At 70.8% G+C, this 23,091-nt stretch carries 28 protein-coding genes; 17 read left to right on the top strand and 11 right to left on the bottom strand.

From position 1 onward, the window contains the following. Positions 1–21: 21 nt before the first annotated feature. Complete coding sequence (locus ACZ601_RS25730) at positions 22–1,041, top strand: thiopeptide-type bacteriocin biosynthesis protein (protein WP_469541981.1); 1,020 nt, start codon at positions 22–24, stop codon at positions 1,039–1,041. A 95-nt stretch (positions 1,042–1,136) separates the two neighbouring features. Here the strand turns inward: ACZ601_RS25730 and ACZ601_RS25725 are convergent, their stop codons facing one another. From ACZ601_RS25725 to ACZ601_RS25715, 3 genes are all read right to left on the bottom strand, one after another. Next, positions 1,137–1,679, bottom strand: coding sequence for a YceI family protein (locus tag ACZ601_RS25725; protein WP_469541978.1), 543 nt, complete (start codon positions 1,677–1,679; stop codon positions 1,137–1,139). Positions 1,680–1,816: 137 nt separating this feature from the next. Continuing rightward, positions 1,817–2,647, bottom strand: a complete 831-nt coding sequence (locus ACZ601_RS25720) for an ABC transporter permease (RefSeq protein WP_440577146.1) — start codon at positions 2,645–2,647, stop codon at positions 1,817–1,819. Next, a complete protein-coding gene (locus ACZ601_RS25715) occupies positions 2,644–3,633 on the bottom strand; it encodes an ABC transporter ATP-binding protein (RefSeq protein ID WP_469541974.1) in 990 nt (329 codons plus the stop codon). Before ACZ601_RS25715 ends, ACZ601_RS25720 begins: the two co-directional genes overlap by 4 nt. Before the next feature lie 254 nt (positions 3,634–3,887). Between ACZ601_RS25715 and ACZ601_RS25710 the strand changes: the two genes are divergently transcribed. The 3 genes from ACZ601_RS25710 to ACZ601_RS25700 all read left to right on the top strand — a co-directional run bounded on the left by ACZ601_RS25710 (position 3,888) and on the right by ACZ601_RS25700 (position 6,362). Next, complete coding sequence (locus ACZ601_RS25710) at positions 3,888–5,159, top strand: FAD-dependent monooxygenase (protein ID WP_469541972.1); 1,272 nt, start codon at positions 3,888–3,890, stop codon at positions 5,157–5,159. A 43-nt stretch (positions 5,160–5,202) separates the two neighbouring features. Further along, positions 5,203–5,694, top strand: a complete 492-nt coding sequence (locus ACZ601_RS25705; RefSeq protein WP_469541969.1) for a hypothetical protein — start codon at positions 5,203–5,205, stop codon at positions 5,692–5,694. A 134-nt stretch (positions 5,695–5,828) separates the two neighbouring features. After that, positions 5,829–6,362, top strand: a complete 534-nt coding sequence (locus tag ACZ601_RS25700) for a GNAT family N-acetyltransferase (RefSeq protein ID WP_440577142.1) — start codon at positions 5,829–5,831, stop codon at positions 6,360–6,362. 74 nt (positions 6,363–6,436) lie between these two features. On the opposite strand, the gene ACZ601_RS25695 is transcribed toward ACZ601_RS25700, so the two are convergent. Next, complete coding sequence (locus ACZ601_RS25695; protein WP_469541966.1) at positions 6,437–7,393, bottom strand: aldo/keto reductase; 957 nt, start codon at positions 7,391–7,393, stop codon at positions 6,437–6,439. 95 nt (positions 7,394–7,488) lie between these two features. Here ACZ601_RS25695 and ACZ601_RS25690 point away from each other — a divergent pair, with 95 nt between their 5' ends. After that, on the top strand, positions 7,489–8,181 hold the full coding sequence (locus ACZ601_RS25690; RefSeq protein WP_469541963.1) for a TetR/AcrR family transcriptional regulator: 693 nt from the start codon (positions 7,489–7,491) through the stop codon (positions 8,179–8,181). 16 nt (positions 8,182–8,197) lie between these two features. Here the strand turns inward: ACZ601_RS25690 and ACZ601_RS25685 are convergent, their stop codons facing one another. Continuing rightward, positions 8,198–9,268 (bottom strand): aldo/keto reductase, encoded by a 1,071-nt coding sequence (locus tag ACZ601_RS25685; protein ID WP_469541961.1) that lies wholly within the window; start codon positions 9,266–9,268, stop codon positions 8,198–8,200. A gap of 155 nt (positions 9,269–9,423) precedes the next feature. Between ACZ601_RS25685 and ACZ601_RS25680 the strand changes: the two genes are divergently transcribed. The 3 genes from ACZ601_RS25680 (at position 9,424) to ACZ601_RS25670 (ending at position 12,742) form a co-directional block, all read left to right on the top strand. After that, a complete protein-coding gene (locus tag ACZ601_RS25680; protein ID WP_469541958.1) occupies positions 9,424–10,083 on the top strand; it encodes an ABATE domain-containing protein in 660 nt (219 codons plus the stop codon). Positions 10,084–10,206: 123 nt separating this feature from the next. Beyond that, positions 10,207–11,424, top strand: a complete 1,218-nt coding sequence (locus ACZ601_RS25675) for a hypothetical protein (protein WP_469541956.1) — start codon at positions 10,207–10,209, stop codon at positions 11,422–11,424. Between the two features lie 172 nt (positions 11,425–11,596). Further along, positions 11,597–12,742, top strand: coding sequence for an alpha/beta hydrolase (locus ACZ601_RS25670; protein ID WP_469541953.1), 1,146 nt, complete (start codon positions 11,597–11,599; stop codon positions 12,740–12,742). 50 nt (positions 12,743–12,792) lie between these two features. On the opposite strand, the gene ACZ601_RS25665 is transcribed toward ACZ601_RS25670, so the two are convergent. Continuing rightward, positions 12,793–13,176 (bottom strand): HEAT repeat domain-containing protein, encoded by a 384-nt coding sequence (locus ACZ601_RS25665; RefSeq protein ID WP_469541951.1) that lies wholly within the window; start codon positions 13,174–13,176, stop codon positions 12,793–12,795. Between the two features lie 79 nt (positions 13,177–13,255). On the opposite strand from ACZ601_RS25665, the gene ACZ601_RS25660 reads away from it, so the two are divergent. The 3 genes from ACZ601_RS25660 to ACZ601_RS25650 all read left to right on the top strand — a co-directional run bounded on the left by ACZ601_RS25660 (position 13,256) and on the right by ACZ601_RS25650 (position 15,754). Further along, the gene (locus ACZ601_RS25660) at positions 13,256–14,254 is read left to right on the top strand and encodes an endonuclease/exonuclease/phosphatase family protein (RefSeq protein WP_469541950.1); all 999 of its coding nucleotides are present in this window, start codon (positions 13,256–13,258) and stop codon (positions 14,252–14,254) included. Positions 14,255–14,328: 74 nt separating this feature from the next. Continuing rightward, positions 14,329–14,973, top strand: coding sequence for a LysE family translocator (locus ACZ601_RS25655; protein ID WP_469542229.1), 645 nt, complete (start codon positions 14,329–14,331; stop codon positions 14,971–14,973). 109 nt (positions 14,974–15,082) lie between these two features. Continuing rightward, positions 15,083–15,754, top strand: coding sequence for an alpha/beta hydrolase (locus ACZ601_RS25650; RefSeq protein ID WP_469541948.1), 672 nt, complete (start codon positions 15,083–15,085; stop codon positions 15,752–15,754). Positions 15,755–15,895: 141 nt separating this feature from the next. On the opposite strand, the gene ACZ601_RS25645 is transcribed toward ACZ601_RS25650, so the two are convergent. From ACZ601_RS25645 to ACZ601_RS25635, 3 genes are read right to left on the bottom strand one after another with little or no spacing between them, the layout of a single operon-like run. Further along, entirely contained in the window at positions 15,896–16,513 is a 618-nt protein-coding gene (locus ACZ601_RS25645; protein WP_469541946.1) for a hypothetical protein, read from the bottom strand. A 4-nt stretch (positions 16,514–16,517) separates the two neighbouring features. Then, complete coding sequence (locus ACZ601_RS25640) at positions 16,518–16,697, bottom strand: DUF397 domain-containing protein (protein ID WP_469541944.1); 180 nt, start codon at positions 16,695–16,697, stop codon at positions 16,518–16,520. After that, positions 16,694–17,506, bottom strand: a complete 813-nt coding sequence (locus ACZ601_RS25635; RefSeq protein WP_469541941.1) for a helix-turn-helix domain-containing protein — start codon at positions 17,504–17,506, stop codon at positions 16,694–16,696. The genes ACZ601_RS25640 and ACZ601_RS25635 overlap by 4 nt, the downstream gene beginning before the upstream one ends. A gap of 81 nt (positions 17,507–17,587) precedes the next feature. Between ACZ601_RS25635 and ACZ601_RS25630 the strand changes: the two genes are divergently transcribed. The 4 genes from ACZ601_RS25630 (at position 17,588) to ACZ601_RS25615 (ending at position 20,746) form a co-directional block, all read left to right on the top strand. After that, positions 17,588–18,013 carry a hypothetical protein gene (locus tag ACZ601_RS25630; RefSeq protein ID WP_469541939.1) on the top strand — a complete coding sequence of 142 codons (426 nt, stop codon included), beginning with the start codon at positions 17,588–17,590 and terminating at the stop codon, positions 18,011–18,013. A 108-nt stretch (positions 18,014–18,121) separates the two neighbouring features. Then, positions 18,122–19,216, top strand: a complete 1,095-nt coding sequence (locus tag ACZ601_RS25625; RefSeq protein ID WP_469541936.1) for a hypothetical protein — start codon at positions 18,122–18,124, stop codon at positions 19,214–19,216. A gap of 94 nt (positions 19,217–19,310) precedes the next feature. Then, positions 19,311–19,967, top strand: a complete 657-nt coding sequence (locus ACZ601_RS25620) for a TetR/AcrR family transcriptional regulator (protein ID WP_469541934.1) — start codon at positions 19,311–19,313, stop codon at positions 19,965–19,967. Positions 19,968–20,059: 92 nt separating this feature from the next. Beyond that, a complete protein-coding gene (locus tag ACZ601_RS25615) occupies positions 20,060–20,746 on the top strand; it encodes a helix-turn-helix domain-containing protein (RefSeq protein WP_469541932.1) in 687 nt (228 codons plus the stop codon). Positions 20,747–20,830: 84 nt separating this feature from the next. Here the strand turns inward: ACZ601_RS25615 and ACZ601_RS25610 are convergent, their stop codons facing one another. Then, positions 20,831–21,604 (bottom strand): hypothetical protein, encoded by a 774-nt coding sequence (locus ACZ601_RS25610; RefSeq protein WP_469541929.1) that lies wholly within the window; start codon positions 21,602–21,604, stop codon positions 20,831–20,833. Positions 21,605–21,901: 297 nt separating this feature from the next. Between ACZ601_RS25610 and ACZ601_RS25605 the strand changes: the two genes are divergently transcribed. Continuing rightward, a complete protein-coding gene (locus tag ACZ601_RS25605) occupies positions 21,902–22,117 on the top strand; it encodes a type II toxin-antitoxin system HicB family antitoxin (RefSeq protein WP_440577858.1) in 216 nt (71 codons plus the stop codon). Further along, positions 22,114–22,338: a type II toxin-antitoxin system HicA family toxin gene (locus ACZ601_RS25600; protein ID WP_469541926.1), complete on the top strand. Its 225-nt coding sequence runs from the start codon at positions 22,114–22,116 to the stop codon at positions 22,336–22,338. Before ACZ601_RS25605 ends, ACZ601_RS25600 begins: the two co-directional genes overlap by 4 nt. Here the strand turns inward: ACZ601_RS25600 and ACZ601_RS25595 are convergent. Continuing rightward, on the bottom strand, positions 22,331–23,044 hold the full coding sequence (locus ACZ601_RS25595; RefSeq protein WP_469542226.1) for a GDSL-type esterase/lipase family protein: 714 nt from the start codon (positions 23,042–23,044) through the stop codon (positions 22,331–22,333). The genes ACZ601_RS25600 and ACZ601_RS25595 overlap by 8 nt on opposite strands. Between the last annotated feature and the right edge of the window lie 47 nt (positions 23,045–23,091).

Genomic DNA, 23,091 nt, shown 5'->3' with positions numbered 1-23,091 from the left:
GCCCATCACCCGGAGCCCCGCATGACCGCACCCACAGAGACCGCGGCAGTCACAGAGACCGCGGCAGCCGCAGAGACCGCGGCAGTCGCAGCAGCCGCGACGCCCACCGCCACACCCGCAGCCACGCGCTGGCACGCCTGGCATCTGCACCTGCCCACCACCGCACGCGAGGCGCACGACCGGGTCCTGACCGACGTCATCGGCCCCACGGTCCGCGAACTCCCGCCCGGCACACCGTGGTTCTTCATCCGCTACTGGCAGTCGGGCCCGCATCTGCGGCTGCGCGTGGGGGACCTGACCCCGGACGGGTACGCCGCTACGGAGGCCGCGCTGCGCACCCGTCACGCCGAGGCCTGCGTCCTCGGCCCGGGTGAGGAGCCGCTGGCCGAGGAGGACTACCTGGACGGCGCGGCCCGGCTGGCGGCGGCGGGGGAGACCGGGCCGAACACCGACGTTCGCGCCCTGCTCCCGCCCGGCGTCCACCGTGCCGCGTACGAGCCGGAGTTCGAGCGCTACGGAGGAGCCGCGCACATGCCGGCCGCCGAGGAGCTGTTCCGGCTCTCCAGCGAACTCGTCCTGCGCCTGACGCCCGCCCTGACCACCGGCGCCAGGCGCGCGCAACTCGCCCTGCGCGGCACGCTGTCCGCGGCCGTCGCCCTCGGTGACCCGGCCGAACGCGCCTACTACTACGCCCACGGACTGGGCGCCTGGCGCTCCTGGGCGAAGGACGCCGGACACCCGGACGCGCTCCTGGACCGCATCACGCGGGTGGACCAGGACCCGGCGGCCGTCCGCATCGACCCCGGGGCGCACGGCCCGTTCACCGCCTGGCAGGAGGCGCTGGCCGGCCATGCGGCCGACATCCGCCGCACCTCACCCGTGCACCCCGGAATGATCCTCTTCTCGCACGCCCACATGCTCCACAACCGGCTCGGCCTGAGCCTCCTGGAGGAGCTGCGCACCTACGCGTGGCTGTCCCACGTCTTTCCCCTCCCCGCGGACGCCCCGGCTCCGCCGAAGAGCGCGGTATCCGCGAGCTGACGTCTCCGCTCGCGGGTACCGGACAACGAAGGTCCGGCCGGACTCCCCTCCCGGCCGGACCTTTGCGCGTACAGCGCCGTGCGCCGCGGGGCCACCTACGGCGTACGGAGGAACACCGCCCGCACCCGCAGGGCGAGCCGGGGCCCGACCATCCCGCGCATGGCGCCGACGCCGCACGCGTGCCGGTCGACCTCGGCGGTGGCCCGCACCACGACCCGGTCCCCGGCCGCCGCCACCTCGGCCACGGCGAAGTCCACGGGGACCTCCCGCTCTTTCACGGTGAGCAGCCCGGAGAGCGTCAACGCAGCTCCCCGCGCCACGCGTTCACCGGCGTACCGCAGGACGGGGAAGCGCTCGGCGTCCAGGAAGCCCGGTCCGCGCACCTTCCCGTCGCGCTGCGGGTTGCCGGTGTCGAAGCCGTCCACGCCGACGGTGGCGTCGAGGCGGGTGAGCGAGCCGTCCGCGTCGAGTGCGGCATGACCGGACCGGACCGGGACCGAGCCGGTGACCGGGAGGAAGAGGAAGTGCCGGCCGGTGAACTCCACGGTGGATTCGGCCGGATCGAGCGTCCAGCGGCCTGCCAGGGCAGCGAGATCGGCGGCGGAGGCGGAGGCGGTCACGTCGTTGCTGGAGGACATGAGGGGGTTCCCTTCGGTCGCGGTGGGGGTGGTTCGTGGACTGTTCCGGATACGCCGAGGGGGCCTCACCTGGAGGTGGAGGCCCCTCACGACGGAAGGCGCGGCAGTGGATCACGCCGGGCCGTTGAGCTTCCGGGTCACTCCGGCCGGGGGTCCCAGCGGAAGAAGCGCACGGAGATCAGCGCGCCGATGACACCCCAGGCGGCGAGCACCGCCAGTTCCTTCCACTGGAAGCTCGCGTTCTGCGCGAAGGGCGCCAGCATGGCGTCGTTGAACGGCTTCACCGGGAGCAGCCCGGCGATCGTGTTCAGCACGTCGGAGTGGATCGGGAAGTAGCTGCCGGAGATGAACACCAGCGGGAACTGGATGAACTGCACCACGGCGGGCGCGGCCTCGGAGTTGCGGATCAGCGAGGCGACTCCGACACCCAGCGCGCAGAAGCTCGCGGCGCCGAGCACCAGGGTCACACCGACGGCAGCCCAGTGGGTGGGCAGCGACACGTCGTACAGCGTGCCGATTCCGATGACGAGCGCGACGTCGATGACGCTCACCACGATGCAGTGGACGAGCAGCCCGGCGAAGTACACCCAGGCGGGCAGCGGGGTGGCGTGCAGCCGCTTGAGGACGCCGGTCTGCCTGCGCATGGCGAGGACGATCGCCAACTGGCCGTAGCAGGCGCCCAGTACGGACACCGCCGCGATGGTCGGCGTGTAGTACTGCATGCCGCTCATGCCGAAGAAGAAGTCCTCGCCGGAGCCGCCGCTGAACACCGCGCCGAAGATCGCGATGATGACGATGGGCAGCACGAACGTGAACACCATCGACTGCGGGTTGCGCCAGAACGACAGCTGCTCGTACCGGATCTGGTGGACGAGCATCGAGACCGAGCCGCGCTGGTCGGGGCGCTGCCGGGCGGCGCGCGGCTCACGGGCGGGGGACTCGGTGGTGGGGGGAAGGGTGCTGGTCATCGACGGCTCCGTCCGGGTCGGCGTCCCCGGCGTTCCGGAGACGTTGTGCGGCCCCGGTCTGCGGACGGCGACGAGGCATCCTGCTGCGCGTACGAGCTGGTCAGACCGAGGTAGATGTCCTCCAGCGTGGGCTGTTCGACGGTCAGCCGGTCCAGTGGCGTGCCCCGGTCCAGCGCCCACGAGGTCAGCCGGTGCAGGGCGGCCGTGGGCTCCTCGGCCTGCGCGGTGACGAGGCCGTCCTCGGCATCGGTGACGGCGATCGGCACGTCCGCGATGGCGGCGCCTGGTGGCAGCGCGAACCGGATGCGGGCCAGCGCGCTGTCCCGCCCGCCGAGCGTCTCCGGGGTGCCGGTGGCGACGATCTTCCCGCCGGCGATGACGGCGACGGAGTCCGCGAGCTCCTGCGCCTCGTCCATGTAGTGGGTGGTGAGCATGATGGTCGTACCGGCGTCCCGCAGATTCCGTACGACATCCCAGGCGCCGCGCCGGGCGTTGGGGTCGAACCCGGTGGTGGGCTCGTCCAGGAAGAGCAGCTGGGGGTCGCCGACGACGCCGAGGGCGAGGTCGAGCCGCCGCTTCTGCCCGCCGGACAGGTCCTTGACCTTCTCGTCGCGCTTCTCGCCGAGCCCCACCAGCTCGATGACCTCGTCGGTGCCACGCGGCGCCGGGTAGTAGCCGGCGTTGCGTGCGACGGACTCGCGCACCGTCAGATACGGCTCGATGGCGATGTCCTGGAGCACGAGCCCGATCTGCCCGCGCAGCCAGCGGCCGTCCGCCTTCCGGCCCGGGTCCCGGCCGAGCACCTGGACGCTGCCGCCGTCGCGTTCCCGGAATCCCTCCAGGATCTCCATCGTGGTGGTCTTGCCGGCCCCGTTCGGTCCGAGGAGCGCGAAGATCTCGCCCTCCGCGACACTGAAGCCGACGCCGCTCACGGCCTCGCGGTCGCCGTATTTCTTGAGCAGGCCCTCAACGGCCACGGCGGTCACCGTCGCCGCTCCGTCCGTCGTTCTCGCGTCATGGGTGCCTCCTGGATCGAATGCCTGACCGGCCTCTGTATCCCTGGAAGCTAGGGCCGCCCACCGGGCCCGCGGCAGCCGTGCGGCGCTCTCGATGACGTCCGTCACCCAACCGGCGACAGTTGTCAGGGCACGGAGTGACAGGCGTTGCCGGGCAGCCGGACGGTGCACATCCTCATGGTGCGACCGATGGCATTGCTCAGACGTGGAAGGTGGTCCCAGACGTGCGGTTCGGGAAAGACAAGGAAGCGCGGACGAAGGAAGCGCAGACGCCTCGAACGACCGTCGTCGGGGCGGGAATCGGCGGGCTGGCCCTGGCGGGCGCGCTCGCCGCGAACGACCTGCCGTACGTGATCCACGAGCAGACCCGGCAGCTCGCCGAGGTCGGCGCGGGCGTCCAGCTCTCGCCCAACGCGATCCGCCCGCTGCTCCGCCTCGGCCTCGGTCCCGCGCTGCGCGAGCACGCGGTCCGTATCGAGGCGATGGAGGTACGCGGCTGGAGCGGCCGGCCCATCGCCCGTACCCCGCTCGGCGACGCGTGCGAGCGGATGTTCGCCGCCCCGTACCTGACCATCCACCGGGCGCATCTGCACGACGCCCTGCTGTCGCTCGTCGACCGGGACCGGCTGGGGCTGGGACAACGGCTGGTCTCGGCCACGCGGTCCGGCGACGGCGACGGCGACGGCCTGGACGACTCCGTGCGGCTGACCTTCGCGGACGGCACCGAGACGGCGGCGGACGTCGTGGTCGGCGCGGACGGCATCCACTCCACGGTCCGCGAGACGTTCCTGCGCGACGAGCCGGTCTTCTCCGGGCTGGGCATCTACCGGGGTCTGGTGCCGGTCGACGCGCTGCCGGCCGGTGCGGAGAAGCCGCTGGTCCGCCTCTGGCTGGGGCCCGGCGGGCACTTCGTCTGCTATCCGGTCGCCTCCGGCGAGTACCTGAGCTACGCGGCGACCGTCCCGGTCAGCACGGGCGCCCCGGAGCGTGAGTCCTGGTCCCGGCCGGGCGACCCGGAGGCGCTGCGCGCGGCGTTCGGCCACTGGACGGGGCTCGTCTCCCACGTCGTCGACGCCGTGGACAGCACCCACCAGTGGGCTCTGCACGACCGGCCGCCGCTGCCCACCTGGTCCAGCGGCCGCATCACGCTGCTCGGGGACGCCGCGCACCCCATGCTTCCCTTCATGGCCCAGGGCGCGAACCAGGCGATCGAGGACGCGATGGACCTGGCGTCCTGCCTCACCGGTCCCGCACCGCACGGCATCCCCGGCCGGCTGGCACGTTACGAGTCCCTGCGGGTACCCCGCACCGCCGAGATCCAGCGCGGCTCCCGGGGCAACGCGGGCGTACTGCACCTCCCGGACGGCCCGGCCCAGCGCCGCCGCGACGCGCACATGGCGGTGCACGCCGCGCTCAAGGACCGCACCCTGCTCTACGCCCACGAGACGGGCCGCAGCGTGCTCCCGGCCCGGGAACCGCAGGCCCAGCCGGCCTGACGCGCCATGGGGCCGCCGCGCTCCGCGGCGTAGCGTGGGAGCCGTGAACGCGACTCCCGAGGTACTGGCCGTACTCGATGACCTGCTCGCCGGCGCCGCCCCGGAGGACCGCGGATCGCTCTGGCAACTGGCGCAGCCAGGGCGCGAGTTGGACGCCAACCTGGTGCGCCTCCCGCCCGGTGCCGAGGTCGGCGAGCACCAGGAGGACGTGCTCGACGTCCTCCTGGTGGTCCTCGCGGGCAGCGGCCGCCTCACTCCGGGCGGGGGCGGCACCCCGCTGGAGCTGACCCCGACGACGGTCACCTGGCTCCCGCGCACCTCGCGGCGCGCGCTGGCCGCGGGCCCGGACGGTCTCGCCTACCTCACGGTCCACCGTCGCCGCCCCGGACTGGCCATCAAGCCGACGGCGCCCGCGCACGAGGGCGGCGAGGCGCCGTGCTCCCTGGACCGGGTGTGCCCGGAGTGCGGCCGGATGTCGCAGGAGCGTGCGCCGAAGTACTGCAGCGAGTGCGGGGAGCGGTTCCCGGAGCGCTGAACGGACCGCCGGGGCCCGGTCCACGCCCCGTGCTCGCGTGAGCGGACCGCCGGGGCCCGGTCCGCCTTGCCTCCGCACTCGTCCATGGCGGCCGCCCGCCGTGGACCCCGACCCGCCCGTGCGACGATCGGGCGATGGACCGTCTGAACCTCCGCCTCGCCACCGACGCCGACCTCGCCGCCGTCGCCCGCCTCCGTGACGACGCCGCCCGCTGGATGCTCGGGCAGGGCATCACCGGTCAGTGGCAGCCGGGGGAGCTGACCGAGGAGCACTTCCGGCTGACCGTGAAGCGCGGCGGCGAGGTGTGGACGGCCGAGAGCGGTGGACGGATGCTCGGGGCCTGGGAGGTGTGGTGGGAGGACGAGGCCGCCTGGGGGCCGCAGCCGCCGGTGGCCGGCTACGTGCACCGGCTGATGGTCGACCGCGAGACGGCCCCGCCCGGGACCGGCCGCCGGTTGCTGCGCGCTGCGGAACGCCGGATCGCCGCCGTGGGGCGGGAGTTCGTCCGCCTGGACTGCCTGGCCGACAACGCGCGCCTGAACTCCTACTACCTGGACGAGGGCTACCGGGCCGTCGGGCGGATAGCGGGCAAGCCGCAGCCGGGCGGTCCGCCCAAGTCGTTCACGCTGCTGGAGAAGGCGGTACGTGAGGCCGTCCGGAGCCGCTGAAGACTGACCGGCGTCACCGGATCGCGTCCACACGCACTGGACCTCAACCGCACCAGCGCCGGGTGAGTGACCGGTCAGCGGTACGAGATATCGGCGAGGGACCGTGACTCGACGGCGTCCAGCGAGGCCATCGCGGCGTCGTCGAGTTCGACCGTTCCGGTCGCGATGTTCGCCTCCAGGTGACCGGTGTCCGCCGTGCCCGGGATGAGCAGCGTGTTCGGCGCGTGGTGGAGCAGCCAGGCGAGACCGACCTGTGCGGGGGTGCGGCCGAGGGTCTCCGCGAGGGCGGTGACGGCAGGCTCTTCCGTCACCTTCGGGAACTGGGGGAAGGCGCCGCCGAGCGGGAAGAACGGCACCCAGGCGATCCCCTCCTCTGTGCAGAGGCGCAGCATCTCCTCGTCGTCGCGCGTCACCAGGCTGTACAGGTTCTGGACGCAGACGATCCCGGCGGGCAGGGCCCGGCGCACCCCGTCCAGCGTGACGGCGCTCAGGCCGATCGCGCCGATCTTGCCCTCGTCCCGGAGCGCGGTCATCTCGGCGAGCTGGTCGTCGAGATCGACCACCTGGTCGCCCTCGGCATGCAGCCCCGGTTGGGTGTCCAGGCGGCGCAGGTTCACCACCGGGATGCGGTCGAGGCCGAGGGACGTGAGGTTGTCCTCGACGCTCGCCCGCAGCTCCTCGGGCCGCTGGGCGGCACGCATCGGGAAGGGGCCGTCCGGGTCGGGGTCCGCGCCGACCTTGCTGACGATGACGACGCCGTCCTCGGGGCGGAGCGCGTCGCGGATGATCCCGTTGACGAATCCGTTGCCGTAGAACTGGGCCGTGTCGACGTGGTCGACGCCCAGCTCGACCACGCGGCGCAGGAGAGCGATCGCCGCGTCACGGTCGTCACGCAGCCGCTCCAGCTGCATCGCGCCGTATCCGATGCGGGAGACGGTGAGGTCCCCGATCGTCCCGGCGCCTCCGGCGCGCGGGGCGCCGGTGGCCGTGAGCTGCGGAGAGGGGGAGGAGGGGGAGTTGTTCTCAGTCATGGGAGATTCCGTCCTCATGAGACGATGGAGAAGCGGAGAACCGGAGGACCCTCCGCCTAATCGACTGTAGCACTCTTATCGGAGGTGCCTCCGTTTTGACGTCCACCGACTCGGCATCCCCAGGCCCGACACCTCCCGGCTCCGGCTCCGGCTCCGGCTCCGGGAAGAAGCCACGCACCCCCCGCGCCGACGCGCTGCGCAACCGGGACAAGCTCGTCCGGGTCGCCGGGGCGGCCTTCGCTTCGGCCGACGGCACGGTCTCGCTCGAAGGCATCGCCCGCGATGCCGGTGTCGGCATCGGCACGCTGTACCGGCACTTCCCGACCCGTGAGGCCCTGGTCGAGGCCGTGTACGCGGCCGAACTCGACGATGTCGCCGCCAGCGCCCCCGCCCTGCTCCGGGAGCTCCCGCCGGACGCGGCGCTTCGGGCCTGGATCGAGCGGTACGCCGCGTTCATCGCGACGAAGCGCGGCATGGCGGACACCCTCCGCGCGGGCTGGGCCTCCGGCCGGATCGCCACGCCCGCCACCCGGGAGCGCATCACCGCCGCCATCGCCACGATCCTCGCCGCCGGGGCCGAGGCGGGGGCCGGTGCGGGGGCCGGGGCGGAGGGTGGCGCGGGGGTCGGTGCGGAGGGCGGCGCGCTCCGTGCCGACGTCGAGCCGGACGACGTGACCGTGATGCTGCTGGGGATCTTCCTCGCGGGCGCCGCCGCGCACACCTCCGAGCAGACCGGGCGGCTGATCGACCTCGTCATGGACGCCCTGCGGCCGCCGCCGCCGCGCTGACCGGCGAGGACCCCTTTCAGCCCGCGTAATACCCGGCGCGCTTGTTCCGCACCTCGGCGTTCAGCCGGGACTGGAGCGAGTCCATGAAGGCGTACGGCACGGCGCGCGGCGGGGCGCTGACCTCGTCCAGCCGGGCGCGGAGCTCCTCGGGCAGGGTGAAGCCGAGCGCGTCCAGGTTGGACCGGATCTGCCCGGTCTTGCTGGCCCCGAGGATCACCGAGCCCACGGCGGACCGGCCGGCCACCCAGTTCAGCGCCACCTGGGCGGGGGTCCGGCCGATCTCCTGCGCCACCTTGCCCAGTTCGGTGACGATGCGCCAGTTCCGCTCGCTGCGGTTGTCCGCCATGGTTCCGGTGGTGGCGGCGACCTTGATACGTCCCTCCGGCAGCTCTGCGGCCGTCGCGGCGTCGGCGGAGTACTTGCCGGACAGCAGACCCTTGGCGAGCGGCCCCCAGGTCATCAGTCCCATACCCAACTCCTGCGCCAGGGAGGGGAACTCGTACTCAAGGCCGCGCTCGGCGAGTGAGTACTCCAACTGGAGCGCGACCAGCGGTTCGTAGCCGCGCCACTCGGCCAGGGTCTGCGCGCGTGCCGCGTACCAGGCCGGTACGTCGGAGAGCGCGACGTACCGCACCTTCCCGGACGAGACCAGGTCGTCCAGACCCCGCATGACCTCCTCCGCCGGGGTCAGCGCGTCCCACGCGTGCACGATGTACAGGTCCACGTACTCGGTACCGAGCCTGCGCAGCGAGCCCTCCAGTGAACGCAGCATCGCCTTACGCCCGTTGCCGCCCGCGTTGGGGTCGCCCGCGCGTGCCCCGAGGGTGAACTTGGTGGACAGCACGGTCCGTTCGCGGGCGCCGCGCTCCGCCAGGAGCCTGCCGACGAGCTCCTCGCTGGCGCCCTGGCCGTAGATGTCGGCGGTGTCGACGAAGTTGCCGCCCGCGTCGAAGTAGGCGTCCAGGATCTCCCCCGAGGTCCGGGCGTCGGAACCCCACTCGGGCTGGCCGAAGGTCATGGTGCCGAGTGCGAGCGGGCTGACCCGCAGTCCGGACCGGCCGAGCGTGTAGTAGGCGTCGAGCGTCATGTGTCCCCGTCTCTGAAGCAGCCGCACGAGTGATGGCTGTAACGGGAGAGAACATAACGGTATGCAGGCAAGGCTGGTCAAGAGTTATCGGCAAAGCGAGTTAACAAATATGGCCCGCTGTGGCGCACCCCGTCGCCGTGAGATAGGTTCCCGACATGGACACGAGTACGGGCAGGGGCACGAGTACGAGCACGGGCAGGGGTACGAGCACGAGCGCCGGGAGCGGCGCGGGCGCGGGCCCGGCCCCGTCCGAGCCCTGCGAGAGCTCGGCCGTGCTCCTCGGCTTCGTGAACACGACGCCCCACGGCAGCGCCCCGGTGGAACTGCTGGGCGACAGCGCGAGCCTCACCGCCTGGCTGGTCGAAGCGGGGCTGATGGCGGCCGACGCGGCGGTGACCCAGGCCGACGTCGTGGCCGCGCACGAGCTGCGGGCCGCGCTCTGCACGGTCTTCCTCTCCCGCTCCGGCTGCGAGGGCAGCGCGGACCGGCTGCCGGAGGCGGAGCAGTACCTGGCGCGGGTCGCGGAGCGCTATCCGCTCACCCTCAGGGTCACCGCGGCCGGCTGCCGCCCGGTGCCCGTCCAGGCCGGGGTGCTCGGCGCGTTCGCCGGACTCCTCGCCGCCGCTTCGGAACTGGCCGCACGCGGGGCCTGGCTGCGGATGAAGATCTGCAAGAACCCGACCTGCTACTCGGGCTTCTTCGACCGGACCCGCAACACCTCCGGTCTGTACTGCGGCACGGCGTGCGGTTCGCAGGCGGCGCAGCGCGCGTACCGCAACCGGATCAAGGACGCGTCCTGCGCCCAGGCGTCCTGACGACGCGGCGGGCGGACCCGTTCGGACGGGCATCCCCTAGGGAACCCTGAGACGGACAGCCCCCACCGCGTCCGGGTGCCCGCGTCATGTCGCCGCCAGGGGGTCAACGGCGAGTATCCAGACATGACTTCACCACGCATCAAGACACGCATGCTGGCCGCCGCCGCCCTGCTGGGCAGCGTGGCCGCTCTCGTCGCTCCCGCCTCGGCGGCCGACGCCCACAGCCGGCGGTCGCAGGGCGGGGACATCGTCTCCGCGGAGCAGGTGGCCGAACTGACGGCGGCCGAGGTGTCCGGGCTGCTCCGGGGACAGATCGACTCCTCGCAGGTCCGCTACGGAGTGACGGCCTACCGGGTCGTGTACCGCACCACCAACAGCTCAGGAGCCCCCACGACCGCGAGCCAGCTCGTCGCCCTGCCCCGAAGCGCAGCGCACCGCCTCACGACGGTCTCCTGGCTGCACGGCACCACCGTCTACCGCAAGGACGTCGCCTCGGAGGACCCGGCGTCGGACGACCGGCTCGCCGCACTCCTCTTCGCGTCGACCGGGCGGGCGGTCTCGGCCCCCGACTATGTGGGCCTCGGCGAGGGTGAGGGATTCCACCCCTACGGCGACCCCCGGGCCACCGTGGCGGCCTCCGTCGACGGACTGCGCGCGACCAGGACGTTAACCCACCGCAAGGGCCGGGAACTGGAGCGAAAGGTGCAGGTCAGCGGCTTCTCGCAGGGCGGACCCGCAACCATGCTGGTGGGCCGGGCGCTACAGGACGAGGGCGCCGACCGCTACTTCCGGCCGGGCGCACTCGCCCCGGTCAGCGGCCCCTTCGACCTCTCCGCCTTCGAGACCGCCGCGGCCGACGACAGGATCGAGAAGTCCGGCCTCTACCTCGCGTACTTCGCCACCGCCTGGAACAAGACCTACGGGCTGTACCGCTCGCCCAGCGACGTATTCCTCAGTCCCTACGACGAGACGGTGGAAGGCCTGTTCGACGGCTATCACACCACCGACGAACTCGTCGGCAAACTGCCCTCAAAGGCGAGCGACTTGTTCACCAAGGACTTCCTCGACAAGATCCGCCACCCCAGCGGTGTCCTCAAGGCGAAGCTGCGCCCGATGAACCACACCTGCGACTGGCGGCCGGACGTCCCGGTGAACATCTTCCACGGCCGGGGCGACAAGGACGTCGACTTCTCCCATGCCGGTTACTGCTCGGCCCAGTTGACGAGAAACGGTGCCGTTAACCGGCTGACCGATGTCGGTGACTACGAGCACAACGAATCGATGCGGCAGGCCCTGCCGAGGATCATCAGGTTCTTCGACGCACCCGCGAGGAATCGCTGAGGGACCGCTGACGTGCCGCCCCTGCGGGTCGGCCTCTCCACAGCCGACCCGCAGGAGCAGCACGTCAGCCCAAGTGGCCAGCCAGAGCCAGCACTTAGACCCACGCCGGCACGCCCGATCCGTGGTACCACTGGACGGCTTTGTCGGGTCGGGCGTCGAACGGGGTGTTCTGGTGGCTGTGGGCTATCTGGTGACCGTGGTGTTGGCCTTGCTGATCGTGGTGTTCTGCCTGGTTCGCATACGCGGGCCGCGGCCGCTCTTCTACTTCAGCTACCGGCTCGGCCTGGTCTTCAACGAGATCCCGCACGTCGCTCTCTACGCGTTGGCGGCATCGACGGCGCTGGCCTTCTCGGAGGGCGACATCGCCACGACCGCCGACCGGGTGAACGTCGCGCTGGCTGCGGTCGCGGCAGCCGGGCTCGTGGTGGTCACCCTGCGCGGAATGCGGACGGGAGCCGTGGTGCGGGACGCCCTGGACGACGCGCTCGGCGCCGGCGCGGGGACGCGCCACCGGCTGCCGCTGGCCCGCATCCTGCTCAGGCCCGTCTTCCGCCGCCGCCGTGACGTCAAGCGGGTGGGCAACCTCAGCTACGGGGACGGGGGCCGCCGCAACCTCCTCGACGTCTACCACCACCGCTCGCGCCCCGAGGGCGGCTCCATAATGATCCACTTCCATGGCGGCCACTACGACCAGGGCCGGAAGAACACGCAGTCGCTGCCCCTGCTCTACCGACTCGCCGGCCAGGGCTGGGTCTGCATCAGCGCCAACTACCGCCTGCGGCCCGACTTCCCGCACCCGGCCCACCTGATCGACGCGAAGAAGGTCATCGCCTGGGCGCGCGCACACGCGACGGAGTACGGCGCGGCGTCCGGGGCCGCCGTGTTCGTGGCGGGGAGCTCCGCGGGTGGGCACATGGCCGCTCAGGCCGCACTCACCCCCAACGAGCCGGCCTACCAGCCCGGGTTCGAGGAGGCGGACACCTCTGTGACCGGCGCCATCGCACTCAACGGCTTCCTCGCGGAGTACTTCGACGGGGATCCTGCGACATCGCCGGTGAACCTCGTCCGCGTGGATGCGCCTCCGTTCCTCGTCGCGCACGGCGACCTGGACGAGCTGGTGGACACCGAGAATCCCAGGGCCCTTGTCACCGCTCTGCGCTCCGTCTCCACCTCACCGGTCGTCTACGCCGAAATGCCGGGCGCACACCATGCCTTCGACCTCTTCCACTCCTTCCGGTTCGAGGCACTCATCGACGGCATCGAGGACTTCGCCGCATGGGTGACGGCCCGGAGGAAGTCGGCCGAAGAGGGCGTTTAGCGTCCCGGTCCAGAGCACCAATACGATCGAGCGGCATTGAATCGGGGCGGTCAGCGCCCAGGCCCGAGGAGCCCGCGCGCTTCCTCCCTGACCCCGGCATCCGGGTCCGAGACCAGAGTCGCGGCCAGCTCCGCGAGGTGCTCGATGTCCTCCCGCGACTGCTCACACACGTTGACGATCGCGGACTGGATCTGGTCGCCGGTCTGAGCGTCCGCCCTGGCGAGCGCGGCCAGGACCAGCCGCAGACCGGTCGCGTCCCCGCGCAGGAGCAGCGCTTCCGCCGTCTCCTGGGTGACGAACGTGTTGTGCACGTCCAGCAGCAACCGGCCGAGCACCACGGCCACTTCGGGCACCTCCGCGTCGGCCGCCAGCCGCCGCCCGGCGGCCGCCCGGACGGACCAGGACTCCGCTCCCGTCCCCGCGTCGCTCGTCATGCCCGCACTTTACGGCCGCGCTGAAACTGATGAGGCATCCCGCTCGTCCTGAAAGACAGGACCGAGCGGACGGAAACACATGGTGGAACGGGTGGACAGCGGTAGGACGGCGACGGCGACGGGGGAGGAGGAGGCGGCATCCCCGCTGCCGCCTCTCCCGGCGCGGGGGCGGGTCCTCGCGGTCCTCGCGGTGCTGACGGGCGGCCTGCTGGCATTCCACGGGGCGGTGCCCAACTCCCCCGGACACCTGGGGAGTCTGCTGGAGGCGTTCCTGCCCTGGCTCGGCGTGGTCGTCGTCCTCCTGCTCGTACTGGCGTTGCTGCGCCGCTCCGCCACCGCCCTGCTGGCCCTGCTCCTGCCGGTCGCCGTCTGGACGTACCTCTTCGGCGGGCTGCTCGGGCCCGGGGCCGACGCCGGTCCGCGGGACCTGGTGGTGGTGCAGCACAACGTCAGCGACGTGAACGCAGAGCCGGCGGGCACGGCCCGCACCCTGGCCGGTGCCGACCCCGATCTCATCGCACTGGAGGAGCTCGTACCGGCCGCGCTCCCGCTGTACGAGAAGACCCTCGCCCCGGACTTTCCGTACCACCAGGTTCGGGGCACGGTCGGGCTCTGGTCCAAGTACCCGCTCTCCGGCACCCGGCTGGTGGACATCAGGCCCGACGGCATCGAGGCGGGCTGGAGCCGAGGGCTGCGCACGGTGGCCCACACCCCGCACGGTGACGTCGCGGCGTACGTCGCGCACCTGCCCTCGGTCCGCGTCCGGACGAGCGGACTCGCCTCCTCCTTGCGGGACGAGAGCGCCGCCCTGCTGGGCCGTGCCCTGGCCGCCGAGAAGACCGAGAAGGTGGTCCTGATGGGCGACCTCAACGGCACGGTCGAGGACCGGGGACTGTCCCCGCTCACCTCGCGGCTGAACGTGGCCGAGCGGGGGTTCGCCTTCAGCTTCCCGGCGTCCCTGCCGATGGCCCGGATCGATCAGGTCATGGCCCGCTCGGCAACGGTCGACGCGATCCGCACTCTGTCCTCCACCGGCAGCGACCACCTGCCGGTGACCGCCCGGATCAGCCTGGGCTGACTGGCACTGGCCCCAGCCGGATGCCGGATGCGGGATGCGTCTGCCGCATTGGGTCTGGCATGGTGGCCGTTGTGATGATCTCAGCGGCGGCAGCCGGCGGAATGGCCCTGGTCGAACTGGGAATGGCGCTGACGCCGGGCCCGAACATGGTGTACCTGGTGTCCCGGAGCATCAGCCAGGGCCGCACGGCCGGTCTTGTCTCCCTGGTCGGGACCGCGTTGGGTTTCCTGGTGTACATGACCTTGGCCAACCTGGGCCTGGCGGTGGTCTTCGTCGCCGTCCCGTGGCTGTACATCGGCTTCAAGGCCGCCGGTGCGGCCTACCTCGCCTACCTCGCCTGGCAGACGCTCAAGCCGGGCGGGCGGGGCCTGTTCGAGCCGCGCGGCCTCCAGCGCGACTCGCACGGGAAGCTGCTGCGGATGGGCCTGGTCACCAACCTGCTCAACCCGAAGGTCGCCATCCTGTACCTCGCGCTCATCCCGCAGTTCATCGACCCCGAACGCGGCCACACCACGGCCCAGGGGTTCACTCTGGGCGCGATACAGATCGCGGTGGGGGTCACCGTGAACGGGCTGATCGTGCTCGCGGCCGGATCGGTCGCCGCACTGCTCAAGAGCCGACCGCAATGGGCCACTTGGCAACGCCGGATCACCGGCACCCTCCTCGGCGCCGTGGCGGTCGTCCTCGCCCGGGAGGTACCGGCACGCGCGCGGGCCTGAACCCGCGACCTCCGAGGCGGACGTTTCGGCGGCTGCAGACGCTGCCACCGGCGAAGTCCGGAGTCTGAGATCGTTGTCCTCGGCAAGTCGACCCGGGGAGGCGGCCCACGTGCCCAGCGCAGTTCTCGTCCACGGCCTTTACCACCAGCCCGACCACTTCATCCGGGTTACCGAGGGTCTGCGAGCGGCAGGCGTGTGCGTCATTGCTCCCGCACTGCACAGGGGCTCTCTGGAGGCGGACACGGCGGCGGTGCAGGCCGCCGTCGACCGGCTGGAGGAGCCTCCCTTGGTTCTGGGCCACTCCTACGGAGGGTCGGTCATCACTGGCCTGCGCGGGGTAGGGCAGCTGGTGTATCTGGCGGCGTTCGTGCCGGACGCGGGTGAGAGCGCGGCGGGCTTAGGCGGCGCATCCGACCGGCTGAGGTCCGCCATCGAGCCGCAGCCCGACGGTTCTACGAGCCTCGATCCACGTCGGGCCGTGGACGCGCTCTACGCAGACTGCCCCGAGCGGCTGGCCGCTTGGGCAGTGGGACTACTCCGGCCCCAGGCGGCCGGCTGCGGGCGTGGAATCCCGGAACGCCAGAGCTGGAAGCATGCTCCTTCCTCCTACGTCGTCTGTACGGAGGATCGAGCCATCGACCCGGACCTCCAACGCGTCATGGCCGCGCGCTGCGATTCCGTCCGCGCGTGGCAGTCGGGACACTCCCCGTTCGTGAGCCGACCGGAACGGGTCATCGACCTGGCCCTGGAACTGCTCGACGCCCCGGCCGCCGCTCGGTGACCGTGTCACCGGTCCGTGACAGCGGTGTTGTGGAACGACCCCCGGCGCCGCCTCGCTGCCCATCTCGGAGAACGGTGCCACCCCGGTGAAGATCGGGCCCTCTCGGCAGTGCAGGCCAGGGCGGGGCCCAGTGACAGCCGTCTACTTCCGGGCGGGGAACGCCTCGTCGAGCGTGGGGACCGTGAGGTGGTCGGTCGTCAGGGCGTCCAGGACGTCGTCCAGCCGCAGGTAACGGCCCTGCTGGATCGCGGGCGTGACCTTGCCGATCGTGCCGGCTTCCTTGAGCCGGAAGACGGTCCACGGCCGGGGGAAGGGGGTGCCGTCCAGGGGCTCGCCGTCGCGCGTGATCCGGCGCGTCTGCGCGGACGCGGGCCGCGTGCCGTCGATCTCCTGGTTGACGGTCTCCACCGCGTCGACCCCGAAGACCAGCCCCGTGCCGCCCGGCCGGTACATCACGAGCATCTTGGGGCGCGCCAGCCCGACGTGCTTGCTGTCCAGCGGGCATACGTAAGCGCCGTGCGCGGCGAGATCGTCCATGGCCTGCTTGTTCGCGGGTACGACCACTGCGTGCTCCTGGAGGGAACGGAACCAGCCGAGCGCGGTCTCCTCCGCCCAGATGAACTTGTTGCGATTGCGGGCCACCGGGTCAGCGGCCAGCCCCCTGGACGCCATGAGCTCGATATTGCGCGGCGGCCGCCCCACCAGGGCGCCGAAGTCGGCTCGGCCGATGACCTCGGGCAGTTCTTCGAACCAGGACATTGCGCTAGACCACCGTGTGCTGGATGAAGGCCGACCAGGCGGCGGGGGAGAGGGCGAGGGCGGGGACGGAGATGTCTTTGGAGTCACGGACGTGGATGGTGTGGGGGCAGGTGGCGACCTCGACGCAGTTGCCGCCGTTCTGGCCGCTGTAGCTGCTCTTGAACCACTTCAGGTCAGTGCTCATAGTCCTTCTGCTATCTGCTTGATCAACCCGCGCGACTCTTCCAGCCCGTGAGCCTGGGTCCGGAGCATGCCATACGTCGCAAACAAGTCTCCCAGCTGAGGTTGTTCACTGACAACGAAGTTCCGGCCCTGCACCTCCAGGTACGCCAGTCGCCGTCGGTCGTCGGTCTCCAGCAGGATGAAGGACCCGCTCAGCCCGGCGTGTGTCTCCCGGTTGGGTGACATCACCTGGATGTGCACGTTCCGCAACTCGCTCATTTCAAGGAGGTGCCGAAGCTGCGCCCGGTGCACGTCCCGTCCCCCGATGGGGCGAGTGATCGCGCTGATTTCCAGAATGAAGCTGATGTCCGTGGGTGGCTTGCGGGTCAGCAGGGTCTGCCGCGCAAGACGGCCCGCTACCAGTCTCTCGATCTCGTCGTCGTCGAGCGGCGGGCAGGCTGCCTGGTACAGGGCGTAGGCGTGCGCCTCTGTCTGGAGCAGTCCGGGCATGATGCTCTGCTCGTACTCGTACCGCGCCACCGCCTTGGCTTCCTCCTCGGCGAACGGCTCGAACCAGGACGCCAGGTGACCGAACGACAACTTCACTGCCACGGCGATCAACGCGCCATTGGCACCCACCGCCGCGTCAGCCTCCGGGACGAAATCTCCCTTCGGCGGTCGCTGCCCCCGTTCCACCATCGCCACCTGCGACTTGGAGAAGCCGATCCTGATCCCTAACCCCTCCTGCGAGAGCCCGGCCAGTTCGCGGTAGTACCGCAACAACGCCCCGAACATCTCGGCGGTACCGCCACCGGTACTACTGGGGTGCACAGCCCCACCTCCAAGTACACAACAGTGCACAGACGCCTTGTGTCCCTGGTGACAGTACGTGCGGGCGCCGACGCTTTCCGTATGGAACCGAAAACTTCACCTGACCTGATGCCCGCCTGGATTCCCGCGAGCGGGCACGCCCTCCGCCATGCCGGGATCTACTTCGACGCCGTACGGATCGTCGGCTATCTGGGCGAGCAAGTGGCGTACGAGATCATGCAGTTCACCGACTTCCAGGCGGGGCCCATCGTCAGGTCCCGGATCGGGGAGCGGAGCATGTTCTTCCTGCTGCCGCCCGGCACGGCTCGCGCGCACCGGTGGCCCGTCGGATCCGAGGCGTTGGTGCGGGAGGGGGCGGCGTTCGTCGGGGTGCCCGCTCTTGACGGGCTGACGTATCCGCTGGACTGGCGTTCGCTGCCCACCGCCGAAGTCCCGTTCGTGGATACGGAACTGCTGTTCGAGCTGCTCAACGGTGTGGTGGAGGCGGAGAATTGTGAGGTAACGTGACCGCGTCATTACGCTCCGTGCGCATCCGCGCATGGGGCGGCCCCCGGTGGTGCTACCAACACCGCTCCGAGGGCCTTCACCCCGCGATGGATCAGAGGTCCACCGAGAATGCTTTTTCATGTTATCCCGCCGTCCTACGGCTACGTGAAGGCGTCCCACGACGTCATCCGGCATCCGCGCCTCGGCAGCGACGCGAAGGTCTTGATCGCCTACGTGCAGGGTCTGCCTCCGGAGCGGGCCGAGCGGGCGTTGAGCGATCACGCCAAGTGGATCGGCATCAAGGGGCGTGCGTACCAGAAGGCCAAGGCGCAGCTCAAGGAAGACGGGTTCGTGCACGAGTGGCGGCGGCAGGACGACGGAGGGCTGTGGGTGACCGATCAACTCGTCAGCAACGTGTCGCTCTCCGACGAGGAGGCCCGCAGGTTCCGGGACGCGAGAGCGGAATCACCGCAGGTGGGACCGAGTAGTCACTATCCGACGGTCGGTTATCCGGGTACTCGGTCGGCCGGTGGTTACCTACCGGTGGATGAAGAACATGAGAAGAACGTAACCCACCCACCCTCCAAGGCGGTTCCGGATTCGATCGAATCCGTGGAGAGCGAACCTGCGAGCGAGCCGGTGCGTGAACCGGTGCGTGAAGCGGTGAGCGAACCCGATGCCGAAGCAGCCGTCCCCGCGCGCGACGCGGAGGTCGTCGAGGCCGAACGCGTACTGCTCTCCCTGCGGCATGCCAACCCGCAGCTCCACCTCGGGGTCCGTGAGGCCCGGGGGCTGGCCGAGGCCGCTGCCGACTGGTTGCGGCGCGGGGTGAAGGCGGCGGAGCTGCGGCTGGCGCTGGTCTCCGAGTTGCCTGCGGGCGGGGTGCGGTCGGCCGTGGGGTTCCTGCGGTACCGGCTGCTGCAGAAGCTTCCGGAGCCGGTGTGCGCGCAGGCGTCACAGGCCGCCGCGTCCGTCTCCGTACCGTCCCCGGCCCGGCCGCCCGTCCCCTGCGAGGGGGCGAGGGTCGAGCACATGTTCCGGCCCAAGGGCGACGAGACGGTCTGCCCGCCGTGCGCCCAGGACGCTGCCTGGCGGGCGCATGCGGCCAAGTGGCCTGCCTACGAGCCCGTGCAGGACGAGGACTTCGAGGCGCCCGAACCGTTGCCCTGGCGGGAGCGGGTCGCGGCCGTCCTCGCGCAGGACGCGTCCGGTGGTGCCGGCTGAGGCGTACGGCCGTTTGCTGGTGTGGCGGTTCCACCGCTGGCGCGGTGGAGCGAGGAGAGTGGGCCCAGGGGCCTGGACGGACTGAGGAGGACCGGTGGTGGATGCCATGGTTGACCGATGGGACGGAGTTCGGGCGACGAGGGACCCGGTGCGGTGCCGTGAGCAACTGATGGCGGCCGGACGGACCTTGTTCGCCGTGTACGGGTACGCCCGTACCTCCGTCGAGGATGTATGCGTCGCGGCGCACGCACAACTGCGTGATTTTTACCGCGAGTTCGAATCACGTGAGGCGCTGCTCTTCGACCTGTACGACGAGGTGGCGATCGGCGGGATGCGTGCGACCGAGCTGGAACTCTCGTCCGATGGCATTGATACCTGCTCGACGGAAGAACGGTTCCGCAGGCTCTTCGACGCCTATGTGCGGGTCGTCACCCGGGACCCGCAGGCGGCGAGGGTGGCGTTCGTCGAGGTGCTCGGGGTGAGCCGGGCGATGGACGAACACCTCGCGATGTGGCGGGCGGTCTGGGTCGAGTTCCTGACCCGTGAGGCCGAGCGGGCGGCGGAGCGAGGTCATGGGACGGACGGTGATCTCACGGTCGTCGTGCAGGTGCTGACGCACTCCGTCGACGAGCTGCTCGCCCACCACGGACGCCGCCCGCGTCAGGTGCCCCGGGACTGGCTGACCAGTGAGCTGACCCGGATGTCGCTGGCCATGATCGGCCCCGAAGTCGCCCCCGGCGCCTCTGCCTGACCGCACCAACTGCCGCAGCACCTGCCGCACCACCTGCCGCGCCGCCTGACAAAGCCGGTTGCCGGATCGGCAAGCGGAGGCATCATGGAGAAATGGCAGCACAACAGCACCAGCACCACGGCGTGGAAGACGGCGGTCCGGCGGACGGCACGGCGGACGGCTCGGCGGGCGACGAGTTCTCGTCCGTCCTGACGGGCGTCGGCCCCCGGCTGCGCGCCCTGCGGACGGAGCGCGGCACGACGCTGGCCCAGCTGAGCGAGACCACCGGGATCTCGCTCAGCACGCTGTCCCGGCTGGAGTCCGGCGGCCGCAAGCCGACCCTGGAACTGCTGCTCCCGCTGGCGAAGGCGTACGGGGTGCAGCTGGACGAGCTCGTCGGCGCGCCGGACACCGGCGATCCGAGGGTCACGTTCCGTCCGTTCAACCGGCACGGCATGACGTTCGTGCCGCTGACCCGGCACATCGGCGGGGTGAACGCGTACAAGCAGGTCATGCCCGGACTGACGGGCCCGCCGGGGCCGGTCGAGCAGCGGGTGCACGAGGGGTACGAGTGGCTGTACGTGCTCTCGGGGCGGCTGAGGCTGGTGCTGGGCGAGCACGACCTGGTGCTGAAAGCGGGCGAGGTGGCGGAGTTCGACACACGTACCCCGCACTGGTGGGGCAACGTCGGGCCGGAACCGGTGGAGTTCCTCAGCCTGTTCGGACCGCAGGGGGAGCGGATGCACGTACGGGCGAAGCCCAGGGGGAGCGACCGGTCTGCCGACGGCGAGGGCGGGTGAGCGCGCGAGGCCGGGGGCGACGGCTCTCGGCAGACGGCTGCGCCACCTCTACGACTTCGCGGTCTTCTACGACTTCGCGGTCTTCTACGACTTCGAGATCTTGGGGTCGACCGTCTGGTCGGCGGGCGGCGCCTTGGCGTCGACCTTCTTTCCGAAATCGGTGAGAGAGACCTCTCCAGCCTGCTTGCCGCCCTCGGTGACCGACTTCAAGATGTACGGCTTTCCCTCGGCGGCGACGTACGTGGTGATCTTCTCGCCCCCCGGCTGCTTCTTCAGCAACGCCAGAGCCTTCTTGCCGTCGACTTCGCTGGTGCTGCCCTTGGTCATGCCTTTGCGTTCTGACTTGTCACTGTCCATCGACGCGAGGAATGCCTGCTTGTCGCACATTCCCTCGATTCCGGCCTGTCCCGGCTCGGACTTCACCCACTTGTCCCGGACCTTGGGGATCACCTTCGCCGCCCCGGACTGCCCCTTAAGCGCGTTCTGCCAGAATTTCTCGTCGCCCCGCACATACGCGCTCTGGTCCACCTGGATCACGTCGGCCTTGGCGCCCTGGCCGGTCATCTTGCCCGTGCAGCGGTCCTGATCGTCCACCTGGAAGTCGACGCGGATCACGTTGCCGCCCGGCTGCCGGACATTGCCCTTGACCCGGACCGACGGCGCGTCGCGCGTGGCCTTCACCGCGTCCGCCGCGATCTCGTCCGCACTCTTCCCGTCGAACGCGTCGCCCGAATCCTTTCCCGCACTCTTATCCGAGTCCTTGTCCGTTCCCTTGTCCGTGTCATTCCCGCACCCCGCGAGGACGGTGACGCCCAGGCATACGGAGACCGCTGCGACTAAAGCCTTCTTCGTCTTCATCGAATGACCCTTTCCCTAAGGAATCCGTGAGGATTTCAAAGAGCCACCTGCCCCGAAAAATCAGAGAAAACCTGAGGCGGACGGAGATGAAACGGATGGGCGGATTCCGTGCGCTTGGGCCGCTGGGGCTGCTGGGGCTGCGGCGGTTGCTGCCCGGTAGGGGCCGCCCAGCCCCCACGCCTGGTGCATCGCGTCGGCGTAGGCGGCCGCGAGCCGGTGTTCGCCGGACGGGCCGCCGGACCCCGGGGCTTCCGTGACCCGGAGGACGGTGGCGGGTGGGCGTGCCAGACTTTGTCCATGACATCGCACGCACTGCATCTCACCGCCGCAGTCACGCACGAAGCCGATTGGTATGTGGCTCGCTGCCTACAGGTCGAGGTCACCAGCCAGGGCGAGACCATCGAGGAGGCGCTGAGCAACCTCCGCGAGGCACTGGAGCTCTATTTCGAGGACGCGCCGGCTCCAGAGGTCACTGACGTGATCACCGCGCCCGTCGAGGTTCGTGTCGCATGAGTCCTGCTGTGCCGACCGGGCTGTCGGGAGCCGAGGTCGCCAAGGCCCTGGATCGCGCGGGATTCGCTCACGTATCGACGCGCGGCAGTCACGCCAAATATCGCAGAGACGACCGCACCGTGATCGTTCCGCTGCACCGCTCTCTCGCTCCGGGAACGTTGCGCTCCATCCTGCGGCAGGCTGACTGGACTGCGGACGACCTCGCAGGCTTCCTCAAGTAGCCGCGCAGGCCGGGGGCCGGTCCACCGTCGGCGCGTAAGCCCCGCCCAGCCCCCACGCCTGGTGCATCGCGTCGGCGTAGGCGCCCGCGAGCCGGTGTTCGCCGGACGGGCCGGGATGGGTGCCGTCGTAGGTGTCCGTGTGGATGTCGTACCCCGGCGGCCGGGAGGCCAGCAGGAGCGGGGATGACGGTTCGTCGAGGTCGGCCACCGTCTTGGCGAGGAGTTCGTTGAAGCGGGCGCACTCGGCGGCGAAGGGGGCGTCGGACTCGGCCCGGATGTTCGGTATGACGGGGAGCAGCACGCACCTGATGTGCGGGTTCGCGGTGCGGGCCGCGGTGAGGAAGGCGCGGGCGTTGCGGGCGGTCTGCGTGCTGTCCGTGTAGAAGCCGAGGTCTATCAGGCCGAGCGAGACGAGCAGGATGTCCGCGCGGTGTGCGGTGACCGTGTCCGCGATCACCGGGGCCATGTGCAGCCAGCCCTCGCCCCAGCCGGCCAGGTGCGCGCGGGCCCCGGCGGGGAAGGCGGGGGCGCCGTACGTGTGGGAGACCGGGGTGCCCGTGCCGGGGTCGTACAGCGCGGTGCGGGGGCCGACGATCGTGTACGGGGCGTCGAGGGACGCTTCGAGGTGCTGCCACATGCGGTAGCGCCAGGTGAAGTCGCCGGCGCGCCCGATGGTCATGGAATCGCCGACGAACATGAAACGCATGGCGTCATCATGGCCGATCATGGCTTCGGCCTGCGACGTGACGATGG

Source organism: Streptomyces sp. NPDC104307 (assembly GCF_055584045.1).
This window is presented reverse-complemented; position numbering and strand designations above follow the sequence as displayed.